Below are 14,312 nucleotides of genomic sequence, written 5' to 3'. Positions count from 1 at the left end.
TTGACACCCCTATAGTCCCCTCAAGGGGACAATCTTTGCATATCTTAGTCACATTATGACCGTTGAACCAGGAAAGCTATACCTTGTGCCCACTCCTATCGGTAACCTCGCCGACATGACCTACCGGGCGGTAGAAGTACTGAAGAACGTAGATCTAATTTTAGCCGAAGATACACGTACTTCCGGGGTACTCCTCAAGCATTACGACATAGGAACTCCGGCTCAAAGTTTCCATGCACACAATGAGCATAAAAAAGTCAACGAGGCGATTGAAAGATTAAAGAGCGGGCAATCCATCGCTCAGATATCGGATGCAGGAACACCCGGCATATCCGATCCGGGTTTTCTCTTGGTAAGAGAAGCACTCGCACATGAGATACCGGTGGATTCACTTCCTGGAGCCACAGCCTTTCTTCCAGCGCTGATCAAATCCGGTTTTCCGTGTGAACGGTTTGTGTTCGAGGGATTTCTGCCACACAAAAAAGGCAGGCAGACGCGAATCGAAGCAATGAAGGAAGAAACGAGGACGGCTGTCTATTATGAGTCGCCGCATCGTTTGCTCAAAACCCTTCAACAATTCAAGGATATTTTGGGGGATCGAAACGTTTCGGTTTCCAGAGAGTTAACAAAGAAGTTTGAAGAGACAGTGACTGGTCCAATAGAAGAAGTGCTTACTTACTTCAGCACCAAATCCATTAAAGGAGAATTCGTCATTGTATTAGAAGGAGCTAAATGAATCTTGAAAATCTCACCGGAAAAGTAGCAGCAGTAGCCCTGAAGACCGGAGGGTTTATCCGACAGGAGCGAAAACGTTTTTCCTACGATGAGGTGGAATTTAAAGGAGATAGCGACCTGGTTTCTTATGTGGATAAGGAATCTGAAAAGCAGATTATCTCGGGGCTTAAAAAAATTCTTCCGGAAGCCGGGTTTATCACCGAAGAAGAAACGACGGAGCAGGAGCAGAAGGAATTCACCTGGATCATCGACCCGCTGGATGGAACCACAAATTTTGTTCATGGAATACCTAATTATTGCGTGAGCATAGGTCTGATGCATGAGGAAAAGATCATAGCAGGAGTGGTTTATGAAGTAGCGAACGATGAATGCTTCTATGCATGGAAAGATGGGGGTGCCTATCTAAATAAGCGGCCAATCAGAGTGTCTTCAGCTCAATTTTTTACAGATACGGTGTTGGCTACAGGCTTTCCATATTACGAATTTGAACGGCTGGATGAGTACCTACAAATTTTGCATCAGCTAATGGAAGGAACGCAAGGGCTCAGGCGCATGGGTAGCGCTGCAGCGGATATGGCTTATGTAGCCTGTGGTCGTTATGGCGGCTACTTCGAGTATAACCTCAACTCCTATGATATCGCAGGTGGAGTTATTCTGGTAAAGGAGGCGGGTGGCACAGTCACTGATTTCAAAGGGGGTGATGACTACATTTTTGGTCGGGAGATCGTTGCTGGTGGAGGCGTTCACTCTCAACTATTGCATGTGATTAAGAAGTATTGGTAGGATTATTGTAGATTCAACCGTACAATCTACAATTATGAAAACACTCACTATTCTCATGATCTTCCTCATGGCTGCCTGTGGTGGCAATGGTGGATCAAATATAAGCGCTGAATCAGGACACATGGACTTGATGGATGTTGTTCCAGAAGAAGATTTTTTAGGGGAATCAAAAGAAACGTGGAGGCCACAAAATAGCTCTACATCCAAATCATCTAATCAATCTGATCCTGAAATAGAAAAGAAAGTCATCAAAACTGGTGGACTCTCCTACCGCGTGGAAAGCACCAAGGAAGAGTATCAACGCATCAGCAAGCTGCTTGATCAGTATGATGCCTATATCTCCTCAGAAAACGAAAACAAAGGATACGATCGGATCAACTACAATGTGAGCATCAAAGTGCCGCCTCAAAACTTCGATGTGTTAATAAAAGAGGTGACTGACGGTAAGAAATTGGATAATCGATGGGTGAACACCGATGATGTGACGAGTCGGTATTATGACCAGCAATCGCGCATTGAAAACAAAAAGAAGCTGGAGGAGCGATATCAGGAAATTCTGAAAAAAGCAGATAAGATCAGCGACATCCTGGAGGTGGAACGAAACCTGAATCAGGTACGCTCAGAGATTGAGTCTCTGCAAGGACAGTTTAAGTTGTTGAATCATCAAATCAATTACAGCACATTGGACATTTCCTTTTATGAACTTGTCCCTTATGAATTGGATCAAGAGCAGCGTCCGGGGTTTGGCACACGGCTCCTAAATGCCATGTCCGCAGGATGGCAAGGCTTTCAGACCTTCTTAGTTTATCTATTGGCACTCTGGCCATTTGGTTTGCTTGCACTTGGTGTAGTTTGGGTGGTGAGAAAAGTAAGAGCCCATAAGAAATCTGAATAGACATCCCCCTGCCACTTCTTCTTACTTCGCACCCCCCTTCAAAGGGGGAGTTATCCCCTTGAGGGGATTATAGGGGTGTTATTCATAATGTTTCTACTTTTGCTCACATGAGCAAACCCAACATACGAGTCGGTTACGGATACGATGTACACGCTCTGGCAGAAGGAGTAGACTTCTGGCTTGGCGGCATACATATCATGCATACTCATGGAGCTTATGGTCACTCAGATGCGGATGTTTTGATCCATGTGATTTGTGATGCTCTGCTAGGTGCTGCAAATATGCGTGATATCGGCTTTCACTTCTCTGATAAAGACCCAAAATATAAAGGGATCGACAGCAAGATTTTGCTAAAGAATGTGGTTGAGTTGATTGGAGAGAAAGGCTACAAAATAGGGAATATTGATTCTACCATTTGTCTACAGGAGCCAAAAATTAACCCGTATGTGCCGGCCATGAAAAAGACCCTAGCTAAGGTGATGGGCATTCCACAGGATGATGTTTCCATCAAAGCAACCACCACGGAAAAGCTGGGCTTTGTGGGAAAAGAAGAAGGGGTGGCAGCTCACGCGACAGTGCTGATTTATAAAGACTAAATTGTCACCCTTAGGCTCTCGAAGGGTGTCTATCTTTCGACGAGCTCAAGATGACACCAAGTAAAATGCCTATCAAAATCACGATATTACTTGTTTTTCTGGCGCAATCATTTCTTGTCCATTCACAGGGGAATAAGTCAGGATCTAACACCTACAATTATTTGATTGAACCTGGGAAAGCTGAGGGGTTACTAACTCTAAAAGGCAGAGTACTGGATCAAAGTAAGCAGGGAGTCCCATTCGTAAATATTGGTATTAGAGGGACACTTTATGGCACAGCTGCAGATAATCAAGGTTATTTCACGCTCATACTTCCATCATCACTTGACGATCAGATCGTAACCATTTCATGCGTTGGTTTCCAATCGATGACTTTACCAGTGACTGAACTAAAGAAGAAATATCAGTTTGTGCTGAATGATGACATTTCTCAGCTTGCAGACATTGAAGTAAAATCTGAGAGAATTACTGCTAGAGATGTGATCAAGGGAGTAATCAGGCGAATTCCGGATAATTACTCGCAAGAGCCATATACTCAGATGAAGCTGTATAGGCAGAAGGTGAAAATTGAAAATGGTGGATTATACATTGTGGAAAAAATCGAAGAGGAATACGATGACAATGGATATGAATCTTCAGGCATGTATAGCCTAAGAAAAAATGAAAGTTTTAGACTAATTCATCAATGTCGGATTGGAAAGCTAGATACAACTACAGGAAAAGTGTCGTGGTATAGAAATTATAAAAGAGACTTCCCGACACATACGGCCTGGTCTGACGCAGTTAACGTTAGATTCAATAATTTTCTTTCAAATAGTAAATACAAGAAATATGATTTTCAGTTCAATGAACGAGGCTTAACTAGCAAGGACACCATATACATTGATTTCAGTATTAATAATCCCGGACACAGAAGCACCACTGCACTTGATCCTTTAAAATTTTCCGGTTCTATCTTGGTAGATGCAAATACTTATGCTGTACTGGAAGTACAGACCTTAGCCGTTTTAGATAAGGTAAACATGCTTAAGGCTAAAACATATAGAAGTTATAAAGACAATTCAGAGCCTGTCTGGTGGGAAAAGGAGATTGTCAAGTACAAAAAAGTAGAAGAATATTATTTTTTGGGTTCATTTCAGCGGTTATCCAATTGGGATCAGAATGCAGATGGCTTTATAGAAATTATTGGTTTGAACGTGAGCTCTGGTGAACGAGAAAAGCAAGAAAGTAGCCGAAACCCGCAAGAGGAATACAATCCCAAAAAATGGGAGACATTTATCCAGTCCAATCAATGAGCATTAAAATCATCACAACGGAAGACGGCTCCCACAGCCTGTTTGATGAAGAGTTAAACGAAACTTACCACTCCACCCGAGGTGCGAGAGGAGAATCTTTGCATGTATTTATCAAAGAGGGTCTGGAACATTGGTTGTCACAAAATCAAGCGGATGAAATTCGAATTGTAGAAGTAGGTCTGGGTACAGGATTAAATGCCTTTCTAACTGCACAATTTGCCGAGCAGCAAAACCAAAAAATTCATTTCACCTCATTAGAGCCTTTTCCAATTGAAAAGGAAATCTTTGAGAACCTCAATTATTATGAAAGCGAGGACGAACGGCAACTTTTGATGGAGATCCATGAAACTGAGTGGGAAAAAGAAGTTGAGATTTCAAAGAACTTCAAACTGCATAAAACAGCTACTAAACTTGAGCGCTTCTCAACTTCAACACCTTTCAACATTGTTTATTTCGATGCATTCGCTCCCAGCAAGCAACCGGAAGTCTGGTCCTTGGAAAATCTTAAAAAGTGTAATTCCTTACTTCAAAATGGGGGAGTGTTAACCACTTATAGTGCGCAAGGGCAGTTTAAGCGAAACCTGGCTGAGGCTGGCTTTGAGGTTGAAACCCTACAAGGAGCCATGGGTAAGAAGGAAATGGTTCGGGGAATTAAAAATCAATAAATTGGTTACATGAAATTAATCCCTTTCTTTCTAGCTGTCCTACTTCCTTTCCTTTCGCTAAGCCAGTCTCAAATAATCGATCCTCGTGACGGTCAAGAGTATCAAATTACCAGGTTGGGTGATTTATTCTGGATGACAGAAAATCTACGCTTCAAAGGGGAAGGCTCGGTCTGTAAAAAAGATTGCGATCAGATTCGATTTTATGACTATCGTTATCTATCCAATGTTTGCCCAGAAGGATGGCGCTTACCAACAATGAATGAATGGGATTCTTTTACAAAATCATTTTCGGATGCTGAAACAGCCAGAATGATGGAGGGAAATGAAAAATTGTACCGGGTTGACTTTCTGGATCAACACCACATTTTTGAATCCAATGTATTGAATATCAAACCTTATGGACGCGTAGAGGGAGGAGACTTGGGAGAAGGAAATTTCATTGATTTTTGGTCCATCAATCCTGCATCCGCCGATGAAAGATTTCATATGCATCTGACTCCTTATTCTATTGTAGGCCATTCACATAAGCATCATTTAAAACCAAAAAAGGAAGAGGACTTCAGACTTTTTCCTGTCCGATGTGTTTGTGAGTCTGAGAAAGTTGAAAGCTCAAACTGATTAGAATATCTTAGCACAATGTCCGAAAAGAAACTCTTCCTACTCGATGCATTTGCATTGATTTACCGTGCGCACTTTGCCATGAGTCAAAATCCAAGACTCACTACGAATGGCATCAATACCGGTGCGATTCTGGGTTTTACCAATTCCCTGCTGGAGATTATTACAAAAGAGAAACCTTCTCATATCGGGGTGGCCTTTGATACCCACGCACCTACTTTCCGTCACGAAGACTATGCGGAATACAAAGCCACTCGTCAGGAGCAACCGGAGGAGATCAAGGTGGCTATTCCATACTGCAAGAATATCGTGAAGGGGTTGAATATCCCCATTCTGGAAATGGATGGCTATGAGGCGGATGACCTGATCGGGACAATTGCCAAAGAGGCAAGCAAGGAGGGGTTTAAGGTATATATGATGACACCAGATAAGGACTTTGCGCAGCTGGTAGATGAGAACATTTTCTTATACAAACCCAAACGAATGGGGAATGGAGTTGAGGTTATGGGAATCCCGGAAGTACTGGAAAAGTTTGATATCGATAAGGTAGATCAGGTACGAGATGTGCTAGGATTAAAGGGCGACTCGGTGGATAACATTCCTGGTATTCCCGGCATTGGAGACAAGACCGCTTCCAAGCTTTTAAAGGAATTTGGTACAGTTGAAGGAATCGTAGAAAATGTTGACAAATTAAAAGGCGCACTACAGAAACGTGTGGAAGAGTTTGGCCAGCAGGGCATCATGTCGAAAGAGCTGGCAACCATCAAAATTGATTCACCAATTAAGTTCGATGAAAATGATCTGAAATATGGTGATCCGAATCCGGAAATCCTGAAACCCATCTTTGATGAACTTGAGTTCAAGACCATTGCCCGTCGGGTGTTTCAGGAGGAGAATGAAATCAAGAAAGGCGACACTCAACAGCTGGGCTTGTTTGATACAGCAGGTACTTCAAGTGAGTCCTCAGACAAGCGATCTTCGATAGAAACTACCGATCACAAATATCATTTGGTTTCGACAACTGATGAGGCTAAAAAACTGGCAGATAAACTGGCACTTCAAAAGTCCTTTTGCTTCGATACGGAAACCACCAGTCTGGAGACCAGAGAAGCCAAGCTGGTAGGGATTGCCTTTGCTATAGAAAAAGGAGAGGCCTGGTATGTGCCTTGCTTTGACAAAGCACAGGAGATTTCTGATGTGTTTAAGGAGGTACTGGAAAATGAGGAGATTGAGAAAATTGGTCAGAATCTGAAGTACGACATCCAGGTGATGCGCAATTACGAGGTAAATGTCAAAGGCACCATTTTCGATACTATGCTGGCACACTTCCTGCTTGATCCCGAATCCAACAACAGCATGGATTGGCTGGCTGAAAAGTTGTTGAACTATAAGACCATTTCGTTTGAAAATCTGGTTGGCCCGAAAGGGAAGAATCAGAAAACCATCGATCAGATTGATCCGGAAAAGGTGAAGAACTATGCCTGTGAGGACGCGGACATCACACTTCAGCTGAAAGAGCTTCTGGAGAAGGATATTGATGAACGAAAATTGCAGCGACTACTTCATGAGGTGGAAGAGCCTTTATCCTTTGTGCTTGCCGACATGGAATACCAGGGAGTGAAGGTGGATACGAGTGCGTTGGAAAAAATGTCGAAAGAACTGGATGAGCTGAGCCGCAATGTGCAACAGGAAATTTTTGATATTGCCGGAGTGGAATTCAACATCGGCTCGCCCAAGCAGCTCGGAGAGATTCTGTTCGATAAGCTGAAAATTGTAGATAAACCGAAGAAGACAAAAACAGGCCAATATGCCACAGGTGAAGATATCCTTTCCAAGCTGGCAGATGAGCACGCCATCGCAGAGAAGATTTTAACCTTTCGGGAATATCAAAAGCTAAAATCCACTTATGTGGATGCATTGCCAAAGCTGATCAGCCCGGCGGATGATCGCATCCATACGGACTATCGGCAAACGGTGGCGGCAACCGGAAGATTGAGTTCCAATAATCCAAACCTTCAGAATATTCCCATTCGAACGGAAAAGGGACGTGAGATCAGAAAAGCATTTGTCCCGAGAGACAAGGACTATCTGATCATGGCTGCAGATTACTCTCAGATTGAGCTACGCATCATGGCATCTTTTTCCAAAGACGAGCACATGATGCAGGCCTTCAAAGAGGGGCGGGATATCCATGCGACCACAGCATCGAAAGTTTTTGGCGTTGACATTGACAATGTGGAGCCAAACATGCGCAGAAAAGCCAAAGAAGTAAATTTTGGAATTATTTATGGCATCTCTGCCTATGGTCTATCTCAAAACCTGAATATCTCTCGTGGAGAAGCACAGGAGATAATCGATTCCTATTTCAAGGAGTTTCCGAATGTGAAGAAGTACATGGACACCACGATCGAAAAAGCGAAGAAAGATGAATACGTGGAGACCATTTTAGGAAGAAGGAGATATTTGAGGAATATCAATTCCCGAAACTTCACCATGCGTGGGTTTGATGAGCGAAACGCTATCAACGCTCCGATTCAGGGAAGCGCTGCAGACATTATCAAAATAGCCATGATTGATATCCATCGATGGATGCAAAGGGAGAAACTCCAATCCAAAATGATCATGCAGGTGCATGATGAACTGGTGTTTGATCTACATAAGGATGAACAGGATCTTTTGGTTGGTAAGGTGGAGGATTTCATGAAAAATGCACATCCCCTGGAAGTGCCGATGGAAGTGGAAATCGGGATCGGTCAAAACTGGCTGGAGGCGCATTAAAAATTCTTTTCTTCATCACCCCCCAGCCCCCTCAAGGGGGAAATTGATTCTCAACAAGAAGAGTCTATAAATCTTTGTTTATAAACTAGACTTTTAATTCAGCGAGTCTAAAATGTTGTATGCTCCGTTCCCCCTCGAGGGGGCTAGGGGGTGACCTCTCTGTCCAAAATCCAATTTTCAATCGTTCGCACCACATTATTGATGTCGGAGAGAACCTCAGAATCTTCAAAATGAATAATGAAATATCCCATCTCTTTTAACTCTTTCTTCCGTACATGATCTTTAGCTGCCACCTCTTCAAACTGATGAGTGTATCCATCTACTTCGATGATTAGTTTGAGCTCTTTACAAAAGAAGTCGACGATATAATTTCCAATTGGCCTTTGCCTCAAAAAACGGTATTCCATCATCTGCTTTTCTCCAAGCACCTCACGCCACATGACTGTCTCTGCTTTAGTTGGGTTTTTCCTGAGTTTTCTAGCTAGCTGCTTTAGATTTTTGTTGTAGTTATTATTGGAATATTTGTTCATTTTCACCCCCCAGTCCCCTCAAGGGGGAGTTGTATGTATTGTTTCTAGAATATGTTTACAGATAAACATAGTTAAACCTGGAATACCTCAAAAGAGATTATCTAAGATTGGCCTTTTTTAGCAATCTTTCAAAAACACACCTTTCCCCCTTGAGGGGGTTAGGGGGTGATGGGATTCATCTATAAATTTGGGTATGCTAACATCTCCGCCTTCCTTCTCAGACATCAAGCGAGCACACCAGCGCATCTCGCAGTACATCTACAACACACCGGTAATGACCTCCGCCAATCTGGATGAACTGGCAGGATGTCACATGTTTTTCAAGTGCGAAAACTTCCAAAAGGTTGGTGCTTTTAAAATGCGTGGAGCTTCTAATGCCATCTTTTCATATCGGCCTGAGGAGAGAGTCAATGGGTTTGCATGTCATTCTTCAGGGAATCACGGGCAGGCGGTGGCACTCGCGGCTAAGCTGGCTGGATCCAAAGCCTATGTCGTCATGCCAAAAGGCGCACCAAAGGTCAAGATCGATGCTGTAAAGGGATATGGTGCCGAGGTGATTGAATGTGAGCCGACGGAGGAATCAAGGGAGTCGACCTGCAATGAAGTGATTGAAAAAACAGGCGCGATCCTTATCCATCCTTTTAATGATTATAACATCATCGCAGGGCAGGCCACTGCAGCGAAGGAGCTTATTGAGGAGGTGGAAAACCTGGATGCATTAATTGCTCCGGTAGGTGGAGGCGGATTAGCTTCCGGTATGGCGCTGGTTTCGCATTACCTGAATCCCAATCTGGAGTTGTATGTGGGTGAACCGGAAGAGGTAGATGACTGCTATCAATCATTGAAAAACGGGAAAAGGGTGGCGAACAAAACATCCAATACGATTGCAGATGGCTTGAAAGCATCCATTGGCCCAAAGAATTTCGATATTCTATCAGAGCACATTAAGGAGGTACTTCTGGTTTCCGAGGCGGAAATTGTACAAGCGATGAAGCTGATCTGGGAGCGCATGAAAATTGTGATTGAACCATCCTGTGCCGTTCCTTTTGCAGCGATTTTGAGAAATCCCAAAGTGTTTGAAGGGAAACGTGTGGGAGTCATTCTGACCGGAGGGAACGTAGAACTCACTCAACTCCCATTCTGATGTCCAGAAAAATCTTTGTCATCTGGAATCCCTTTGCCGGTGGTAAAGCGTTGAAGATTTGTAAAAAATTATCTGAGACACTTAGCGAGCGGCAGATCGATTATCAGGTCTTCGATACAAATGAAAGCAAGAGTGCCACAAAAACCATTGAGGAGTTTCTGGATACATCATTTACTGACCTTATCATCATTGGAGGAGATGGAACCATCAATGAATCGGTGAATGGATTGAAATATGACATTCCGGTTGCCATTCTTCCTGCAGGCACTGGGGACGACTTCATTAAAAATGTTACAATCGGCCAGACACTGGACGAGCAAATTGATACTGCGTTAGAAGGGGAAGTCCATCGAATTGATTTGGGTCAATGCAATGATCGTAAGTTCGTCAACGGAGTTGGGATTGGGTTTGATGGACAAATTGTAGAGGATATGGCGTCTAAGCGAGTCCCGCTTTTAACCGGACATGCCGCTTATTACTATCATGTACTTCGTATTTTAGGTGGCTATCGCGAGCGCAAATTCGACTACAAAATAGATGATCAAACCTTCCAAAAAGATTTGATCCTGCTGACCATCGGTAATGGAACAACGTTTGGAGGTGGATTCAAACTGATGCCCGAGGCAAAGGTTGATGATGGGCTACTGGAAATTTGCGAAATCGGCAAAGTATCCGGACTGAGAAGGTTTCTGAACATCAATAAACTCTCAGGGGGAACACACGGATCATTGAAGGAAATCAACTTTTACAAAGCAAAGTCGGTCAAAGTAGAAGCGAACGATTTACTATTTGCTCATATCGACGGTGAACGAATGGGTCAGCCGCCATTTGAGATTAAAGTGTTGCAGGAGGCTTTGCAATTAAGAGTTTTTAATAACTTTAGATGATGCCAAAGATTTATGAATACCTAGGTATTATTTTCTTTTTTTATTCTAATGAGCATGAGCCAATTCACGTGCATGCAAGAAAGGGAGAATTTGAAAGCAAGGCAACTATCATATTGATAAAGGGTGAAGTAAGTGAAATTATAATATCAAACGTAAAAGGGTAGAAACCACTTAAGGGAAAGGATTTGGTATCTTTAAAAGACTTTTTAGGTGAATACGCAGATGAGATTGTTAAGAAATGGATCGATTATTTTGTGTATCACAAGCAAGTCGATTTTCGTAGAGTTAGTAAAAGATTAAAATGAAAATCATAGAAAAATACCAGGAAGAAGTACAAGATCTAGCAATTAAAAGCGCTCATTACATCGGTGACTTTGCTATTCGGATTAGCTTTACTGATGGGACAGAGAAAATGGTAGACTTTAAACCGTTTTTAAATGCTAATAAGCACCCTGAAATTAAGAAGTATGAAAAGGAAGAGAGGTTTAAGCAGTTCAAAATAGTTAATGGTAATCTTGATTGGAATGATTTTGAATTATGTTTCCCATTAAGTGATCTTTATCACAATACTATTTTACACACAGAATCCTCGGCTATTTCCTAAACCTCGCCCTCTTCTTAAACCGCAAATAAAGCCACACAGTCACCGCAATTACTCCCAGACTGATAAACTGTGAGTGTGAGAGCACACCATCGATGATATAGCCTCTTTCTTCGTCACCTCTGAAGATTTCAATGATCCCTCTACCTACCGCGTACAGGATTATATATATGAAAAAAAGCTGCCCTTCGAATCGGTTGTGCCGTTTCAGCATGAGCAACACGATAAGAATTCCAAAAATCAATCCGGCAGAATAAAGCTGAGTCGGATGCAGGGGTGTGTTTAGTGGTTCAGCTTGTGAAATTGGGTCCGTGAACGTCACACCCCATGGCATGTCCGTTGGCACCCCGTGACAGCACCCGGCAAAGAAGCACCCGATCCTGCCCAGGCCATGAATGATGCATGCAGCGATCGCCAGCCGATCCATCAACGGCCAGAGCGGCCATTTTTCTTTTCGGAAATACCAGACAATGAGCGGCACAGCAAAAAGCAATGAACCGTAAAAAACAAATCCTGTTCGGAAGTTTCGTTTCATATTTTCCCACGAACTGAAATAGAATCCGGGATCCTCCAGGTAGAAAAATAGCTTGCCGCCGACGAAAGCAGCGATGATCACCATAATCGCCAGGTTCTGGATTTTATCTTTTTCAATACCCAGGTCTTTTTTGGCTACATGGCTCATGTATAAAAAACCAAGAGTAGCCCCCACCATGATCATAAAACCATAGGTGTGGATGGTGAAGTCTCCTATTGAAAACAGTTCAGGATGCATGGAATTTTAATTATTAATATCGTTTGATATGGCATAAGATTTGAGCAATATATTCAAAATAATAGCCATGAACCTAGTGAAAATATTACTCATTGGAATGCTCCTTGCCGGATGCAAAGACGAATCCGGAAGTTTGAAACAAGACGAGCTTTTAATTAAGTATCAGCAGACGATTACTCAGGAAATACTGGGGAAAGACTGGACCATTTCGTTTATTGATATTGAGGAGAATTCGCTTTGTCCGAAAGATGTAACATGCATTTGGTTGGGTCGAATGGTAGTGGCTCTTGAAATAAATGGAGTTGATGAACAATTAGGAATCGGTGATTTGACCACCAATGCGGAAGAGGAGATTGCCACTAAAGTAGTGGTTGATGGAGTACTTATAACCCTGACAGATGCCTACGATACGGAGGAAGAATCCACAACCAAAATCAAGTTGCTTTTTGAGGAAGCAGACTAGCTTTTAAAAACTGTTTCTTTATTCTCGCTACCATCAAAAACGCGGATAGCTACGACATCCGCTTCCGCGGTTTTTTCACCTTCAGCTGAGAGTAAGTCGCATTTGAGAACGGTTTTTCGTCCTTTTACTTCAACCACTCTGGCTCTCAATTCCACTTCGGTATTGGGTGTTGGCTTTAAGTATTTGACAGTCAGGGTGCCCGTTGCATATCTGTACTCTGGCTCAGAATCCAGCGATCTTCCCTCTCGTTTATATGCATCTGCCATGGCCGTGCCCATGCAATGACAATCGATCAGGGTAGCCATGATCCCGCCATTCATCAGGTTGCTCCATCCATGATACTTTTCCTCTGACGTCCACTTGCAGACAGACTCATCACCTTCCCAATAGCTTTTGATTTGAAGCCCTTCATGATTGTGACCACATCCGAAGCAGACATTTTCGGGCATGTGATCCTGAAAGTATTTTGACTCGCTCATTTTGCTAACTTTACTTCTAAACGTTAAATCAAATCAAAATACTTGTCTTTTCGACTTTGAGAGAAATATTTATAATAAAGTGGTTTGGATAAAATGTTTTAAAAGCCTTCTGGAATTAAGGGAGATATTTCATTGCATTCAATATGACAAGTTTTTCGATTTGATTCCTTCAAATTAAAAATTATGTACCACACCCTCGATCTCCATTTTCAAAATTACGAGCACGCTATCGCTGCTTTTCTAATAGAAACGAACGATGGTCCGGTTCTCATTGAGTCTGGTCCCTACTCTACATTTCCAAGCCTGGAAAAAGGATTGGCTGACCATGGATACAAAGTGAGCGACGTGCAACATGTCCTGCTTTCCCACATTCACTTCGACCATGCTGGGGCTGCCTGGGCATTTGCTGAAAAAGGCGCCAAGGTGTATTTACATCCTTTTGGTCACGATCACATGCATGATCCCACCAAATTGGTAGCATCTGCCACGATGATTTATGGCGATCAAATGGATACGCTTTGGGGGAAGATGGAAGGCATTCCAAAGAAGAATCTGAAAGTCATGGAGCATGAGGAGGTTGTGGAAATCGGGGGGCATAGTTTCAGAGCCTTACATACTCCGGGCCATGCCAAGCATCACATTGCCTGGCATTGGAAAGACACCATATTTACCGGTGATGTGGCCGGGGTAAAGATTGAAGGAGGGCCTGTGGTGCCGCCTTGCCCACCACCGGATATCAACATCGAAGACTGGCTACACTCGATTGATCTGGTACTTTCCAAAAATCCGAACCGACTGGTATTGACCCATTTCGGAGAGGAGATGAACCCGAACATCCACATGAAGGAGTTGAAAGAAATCCTGAATGACTGGGCACAATGGATGAAAGCAAAGTGGGAGTCCGGAATGAGCAACGATGAAATTACACCTGAGTTTATGGCCTACACAGCTAATCAGCTAAAGGAAAGAGGTGTTTCAGATCATGGAATTAAACTATATGAGGCAGCTAACCCATCGTGGATGAGTGTGGCCGGGCTGGTGAGGTACTGGAAGAAAAAGGAAGGGTAATCA

Annotated in this window: 17 protein-coding genes; 14 read left to right on the top strand and 3 right to left on the bottom strand. The window is 42.9% G+C overall.

Annotated features, from left to right (window positions below):
* The first annotated feature begins 55 nt into the window (after nt 1-55).
* The 8 genes from rsmI (at nt 56) to polA (ending at nt 8,365) form a co-directional block, all read left to right on the top strand.
* The gene (gene rsmI, locus ACOQON_RS16405) at nt 56-736 is read left to right on the top strand and encodes a 16S rRNA (cytidine(1402)-2'-O)-methyltransferase (RefSeq protein WP_420576508.1); all 681 of its coding nucleotides are present in this window, start codon (nt 56-58) and stop codon (nt 734-736) included.
* On the top strand, nt 733-1,518 hold the full coding sequence (locus ACOQON_RS16400) for an inositol monophosphatase family protein (RefSeq protein ID WP_420576507.1): 786 nt from the start codon (nt 733-735) through the stop codon (nt 1,516-1,518). The genes rsmI and ACOQON_RS16400 overlap by 4 nt, the downstream gene beginning before the upstream one ends.
* A 34-nt stretch (nt 1,519-1,552) precedes the next feature.
* Nucleotides 1,553-2,413, top strand: coding sequence for a DUF4349 domain-containing protein (locus ACOQON_RS16395; protein WP_420576506.1), 861 nt, complete (start codon nt 1,553-1,555; stop codon nt 2,411-2,413).
* Between the two features lie 107 nt (nt 2,414-2,520).
* Entirely contained in the window at nt 2,521-3,009 is a 489-nt protein-coding gene (gene ispF, locus ACOQON_RS16390; protein WP_420576505.1) for a 2-C-methyl-D-erythritol 2,4-cyclodiphosphate synthase, read from the top strand.
* A gap of 65 nt (nt 3,010-3,074) precedes the next feature.
* Nucleotides 3,075-4,304: a carboxypeptidase-like regulatory domain-containing protein gene (locus ACOQON_RS16385; RefSeq protein ID WP_420576504.1), complete on the top strand. Its 1,230-nt coding sequence runs from the start codon at nt 3,075-3,077 to the stop codon at nt 4,302-4,304.
* A complete protein-coding gene (gene mnmD / locus ACOQON_RS16380; RefSeq protein WP_420576503.1) occupies nt 4,301-4,969 on the top strand; it encodes a tRNA (5-methylaminomethyl-2-thiouridine)(34)-methyltransferase MnmD in 669 nt (222 codons plus the stop codon). The genes ACOQON_RS16385 and mnmD overlap by 4 nt, the downstream gene beginning before the upstream one ends.
* Before the next feature lie 9 nt (nt 4,970-4,978).
* A complete protein-coding gene (locus tag ACOQON_RS16375; RefSeq protein ID WP_420576502.1) occupies nt 4,979-5,587 on the top strand; it encodes an FISUMP domain-containing protein in 609 nt (202 codons plus the stop codon).
* A gap of 18 nt (nt 5,588-5,605) precedes the next feature.
* The gene (gene polA / locus ACOQON_RS16370) at nt 5,606-8,365 is read left to right on the top strand and encodes a DNA polymerase I (protein WP_420576501.1); all 2,760 of its coding nucleotides are present in this window, start codon (nt 5,606-5,608) and stop codon (nt 8,363-8,365) included.
* A 143-nt stretch (nt 8,366-8,508) separates the two neighbouring features.
* On the opposite strand, the gene ACOQON_RS16365 is transcribed toward polA, so the two are convergent.
* Nucleotides 8,509-8,895 carry an endonuclease domain-containing protein gene (locus tag ACOQON_RS16365; RefSeq protein ID WP_420576500.1) on the bottom strand — a complete coding sequence of 129 codons (387 nt, stop codon included), beginning with the start codon at nt 8,893-8,895 and terminating at the stop codon, nt 8,509-8,511.
* A 193-nt stretch (nt 8,896-9,088) separates the two neighbouring features.
* Here ACOQON_RS16365 and ACOQON_RS16360 point away from each other — a divergent pair, with 193 nt between their 5' ends.
* The 4 genes from ACOQON_RS16360 (at nt 9,089) to ACOQON_RS16345 (ending at nt 11,530) form a co-directional block, all read left to right on the top strand.
* Entirely contained in the window at nt 9,089-10,039 is a 951-nt protein-coding gene (locus ACOQON_RS16360; protein ID WP_420576499.1) for a threonine ammonia-lyase, read from the top strand.
* On the top strand, nt 10,039-10,926 hold the full coding sequence (locus ACOQON_RS16355) for a diacylglycerol/lipid kinase family protein (RefSeq protein WP_420576498.1): 888 nt from the start codon (nt 10,039-10,041) through the stop codon (nt 10,924-10,926). The genes ACOQON_RS16360 and ACOQON_RS16355 overlap by 1 nt, the downstream gene beginning before the upstream one ends.
* On the top strand, nt 10,923-11,090 hold the full coding sequence (locus ACOQON_RS16350) for a DUF4160 domain-containing protein (RefSeq protein WP_420576497.1): 168 nt from the start codon (nt 10,923-10,925) through the stop codon (nt 11,088-11,090). The genes ACOQON_RS16355 and ACOQON_RS16350 overlap by 4 nt, the downstream gene beginning before the upstream one ends.
* 137 nt (nt 11,091-11,227) lie before the next feature.
* The gene (locus ACOQON_RS16345; RefSeq protein WP_420576496.1) at nt 11,228-11,530 is read left to right on the top strand and encodes a DUF2442 domain-containing protein; all 303 of its coding nucleotides are present in this window, start codon (nt 11,228-11,230) and stop codon (nt 11,528-11,530) included.
* Here the strand turns inward: ACOQON_RS16345 and lgt are convergent.
* Nucleotides 11,520-12,299, bottom strand: a complete 780-nt coding sequence (gene lgt / locus ACOQON_RS16340) for a prolipoprotein diacylglyceryl transferase (protein ID WP_420576495.1) — start codon at nt 12,297-12,299, stop codon at nt 11,520-11,522. The genes ACOQON_RS16345 and lgt overlap by 11 nt on opposite strands.
* A 67-nt stretch (nt 12,300-12,366) precedes the next feature.
* Between lgt and ACOQON_RS16335 the strand changes: the two genes are divergently transcribed.
* Nucleotides 12,367-12,762 (top strand): hypothetical protein, encoded by a 396-nt coding sequence (locus ACOQON_RS16335; protein ID WP_420576494.1) that lies wholly within the window; start codon nt 12,367-12,369, stop codon nt 12,760-12,762.
* Here the strand turns inward: ACOQON_RS16335 and ACOQON_RS16330 are convergent.
* Nucleotides 12,759-13,241: a PaaI family thioesterase gene (locus ACOQON_RS16330; RefSeq protein WP_420576493.1), complete on the bottom strand. Its 483-nt coding sequence runs from the start codon at nt 13,239-13,241 to the stop codon at nt 12,759-12,761. The two genes, ACOQON_RS16335 and ACOQON_RS16330, sit on opposite strands and share 4 nt — an antisense overlap.
* A 183-nt stretch (nt 13,242-13,424) precedes the next feature.
* On the opposite strand from ACOQON_RS16330, the gene ACOQON_RS16325 reads away from it, so the two are divergent.
* The gene (locus tag ACOQON_RS16325) at nt 13,425-14,309 is read left to right on the top strand and encodes an MBL fold metallo-hydrolase (protein ID WP_420576492.1); all 885 of its coding nucleotides are present in this window, start codon (nt 13,425-13,427) and stop codon (nt 14,307-14,309) included.
* The last annotated feature ends 3 nt before the right edge of the window (nt 14,310-14,312 follow it).

This window comes from Ekhidna sp. (genome assembly GCF_965221965.1).
GTDB lineage: Bacteria > Bacteroidota > Bacteroidia > Cytophagales > Cyclobacteriaceae > Ekhidna.
The sequence above is the reverse complement of the archived record's forward strand: the minus strand, read 5'-3'. Positions and strand labels throughout refer to the sequence as shown.